General features: G+C 40.0%; 2 protein-coding genes. One reads left to right on the top strand and one right to left on the bottom strand.

From position 1 onward, the window contains the following. Nucleotides 1-379: 379 nt before the first annotated feature. A complete protein-coding gene (locus tag E1176_RS04260) occupies nucleotides 380-1732 on the bottom strand; it encodes an ATP-binding protein (protein WP_155209332.1) in 1353 nt (450 codons plus the stop codon). Nucleotides 1733-1871: 139 nt separating this feature from the next. On the opposite strand from E1176_RS04260, the gene E1176_RS04265 reads away from it, so the two are divergent. Continuing rightward, nucleotides 1872-3345: hypothetical protein (locus E1176_RS04265; protein ID WP_222933082.1), on the top strand; the 1474-nt coding region annotated here is incomplete at its 3' end.

A 3345-nucleotide genomic window follows, 5' to 3' on the forward strand; every position in this document is an offset into this window, starting at 1 on the left:
TCCGTCATTCCCACGCAGGTGGGAATCTCTGCGCTATGTCAGCAAAGACGACCGAGAATTTTGTCATCCCGAGGAAGGAGGCCTGCCTGCTGCATGGCAGGGAACTTAATAAATCGAATTGATAGTCATTTTTAATTCTTAGTAAGTTACTTCGCTGCGCTCAGCATGACTCGTAGGGTGGTTTAGGGAGATTTTCTTTAGATTTCGTCATCCAGAGCGATAGCGAAGGATCTATAGAACGATAATGACTGTATTTAAAAAGTACTATTCGTCAGACCTCTCAAAGTGGTCAGACGAGTAAAAGATAATATCGCAATAAAGATCGTCATTCCCACGTAGGTGGGAATCTCTGGACTTCATAAAGAATGAGAACGTCAGCCTATTTATGTACCTTTCCTTTCTTTTCTAGCTCTTTTCTTATGGCGTAAGTCATATCCTCTTCAGCGATTAGCTTATCATTTCTCTCATAAGATTTTAAGAGACAATAGTGAGTCACATTAAGAATCTCTCCACCGGAAAGGTCAATTTTACCGAGCTCCTCCATGGTAATCACCTTATCCAGTACAAAATCAGAAGGAAGGGTTTTTTGCCAAATTTCAATACGATGCTCCTCATTAGGAGGTGGGAAGTAGATAATGTTGTTGAGCCTGCGGTGAAAGGCAGCATCGATATTCGCTTTTAAATTTGTAGCAAGAATAACGAGTCCCGGATACTCCTCAATACGCTGAAGAAGGTACGAGACTTCCTGGTTGGCATACCTGTCATTTGAGGATTGGGTCTGTGTTCGTTTACCAAAAATTGAATCGGCTTCATCAAAGAACAAAATCCAATTTTTATCCTCAGCCATGTCAAAAACACCTTTCAGATTTTTCTCAGTTTCTCCTACCCATTTAGATACCAACATCGATAAATCGACCCTGTATACGTCAAGATTATTCTTTTTACCCAGCATGGTGGCGGTTAAGGTTTTTCCCGTTCCTGAAGGACCGTAAAACATGGCTTTGTAACCGGGCTTCACCCTTTTGCCAAACTCTGAGTGTTGCATCACTTTCTGACCATGCTTGAGCCAGGTGTCTATTTCTAATACCTTTTGCTCGGTGTCGAAATCCAAAATCAAATCCTCAAAGGCCATTTTGGTCTGTATCCTTGCTGCCGGAAACTCACTGCTAAACGAAGGTTTATAATGTGCCCCCTGTAGGATAGAAAAAAATTCTTCAGAAGTCTTTACGACAAAATTTTTCCAATTTCGCTCTTTGTCATCTGAGTGTGTGGTAAGTATCCGCTGAGCAAATAGTTTTGATTGTGGGCCAATACTTTCAGTAGCAGTTACCGTTTTGGCGAGATCATCGCCTGCAATCATGTAAATTACAGTTTGAAAAGTGGGAGAAAATGCGAGGTTTGATCCGGAAATGTACCCACCTAATTCCGTAAAGGGACTATTTGTAGCAGGGTTGAGTAAAAGGAATGAGTCGAAGGCCTGTGGTTTGTAAGTAGCTGTGAGTGCTGTAGCAATGGCCAACCGCTCGGGATCTTGCAGTTTGTACTCAACAAGAAAACGGTCATATGACTGGTGTGGAGAAGGTAGTTTAGAGATAATTCCCTGGTATTGGCTGGCATCACCATCAGCTTTTAAAAGGGAACGCATAATACTCTTCACCAGGTTTTCTACCAATGATATTTCTTGTGCAATAATTTGAGCGAATTGAGTATTTGGAGAGGACTTCGAATGCATGAACTAATGTGTTAATTTATTTAGCACAAAAAAACACTTTTTATATTTACTCTTTCCATCTAAATGGTAAATTTATGGCTTATCTAATAAATTATAGTTAGAAGTAATGATTGTCTTCGTTGCTAATCAATATTGACGCATGCAGCAAAAAACACCTCAAACAGATTCTGGAAAGACTAACAATCAGGCTCTAAAACCCAGAGTAGCCACATTGGATAATCCATTGCTACAAACTAAAGCTTCAACCGGCACGGTAGAAGAAGCGGAAGACACTTTCGTTATACCCGCTGGATGGACCCTGGATGAAATTGTCAGTTATTTAAAAGTACCTGAGCAAGCGCTTATAAGGTTAAATCAGAATCTATTGATCGAAGCTGAAGGTGTTAAAGGCTTCCCGGGTGGTGCGTTGATTCACGTTCCTGAAAATGAATTAGCGTCAAAAAAAGAGGTGGCTGATGCAGATGCAAATAGATTGGATACTGATAGTTTAAGAAAAGAACCTCTGCCTCCGCCACCTGAGAAAAAGCAACCTAAATTACAGTTTAGTGTAGGGGCTGGCGGTAAAAACATACAATCTGATGTGCATATTATACAGCAGCTATTGAACAAGATAAACATGCTCGATAATGACATCTACGATCAGGAGATAAATGCTATAGTAGATCAGGAGACGGGAGCAGTTGCTGAAGAAAGCATTCCTGAGACAATAAAAGCAATTGAGCGATTTCAGCGAGAGGTAATGTATTGGGGAGATGCGGATGTAGACCGAAAAATTAGCAAGCGCGAAAGCCCTACACTGGCTAAATTGAAAGAGGCTGATGCCAGTTATGTTGAAAAAAGACTGGCCGGTTACCCTAAAGTAGTTGCAGAGAGAGAAGAGTTGGCTCGTCAAAAAGCTGAACAGGAAAAAAAGGCCAGAGAGAAAGCAGCCGAGGATAAAAGAAAGGCAGAGGAAGAAGAGTTGAAGCGCAAAAGGCAGGCTGAGTATGAAAAAGAACTGTCTGAGACAAGTGATGATGATAAGACTCTAAAAAATATATATGACCGCCATGAAGACCTCGAATCATTGGCGGTTGAAATGAGAAAATATGCACCATTTAATCCTAAATTGGTTGCTGGTATGCTTTCTTATGTTTGGTCTTTGAGTAGTGATAATTTGGCATATCAAATCGCTAAAGATGAGAAAAATCTTTCACGCTACTCTAAGGACCTACTAACCAGTATGCGCAATGCGATGGCTTCTGGCTGGACAACCGATGAAGAACAGAAGGAGATTGAAAGGATTGATGCGGTTTTGAACACTAATGAATCAATTAATAAAAATGATAAAGATTTATTAAAGGATCAATTGAATAATAAGTCTACTCCAGAGGCAGCTCCTTATGCTAGTCAAATGGATAATAAGTTCAATTCTGAAAATTTATATGGAAATGGAGCATCAGACAAACGGGTTTATAACATTAACACATGCAATGTGACTTCTCTGGCAATGGCTTTAAGAGCACTGAAATCAGAAAAAATTATTCGCCAAACACTTCTATCTCAATTAGCATCGAATGGATTTACTAAAAAGCAGATTGAACTGTATAAAAATTCTGATTTAGAGGACCTTT

Origin of the sequence: Fulvivirga aurantia, from assembly GCF_009711475.1 — a bacterium.
Taxonomy (GTDB): Bacteria; Bacteroidota; Bacteroidia; order Cytophagales; family Cyclobacteriaceae; genus Fulvivirga; species Fulvivirga aurantia.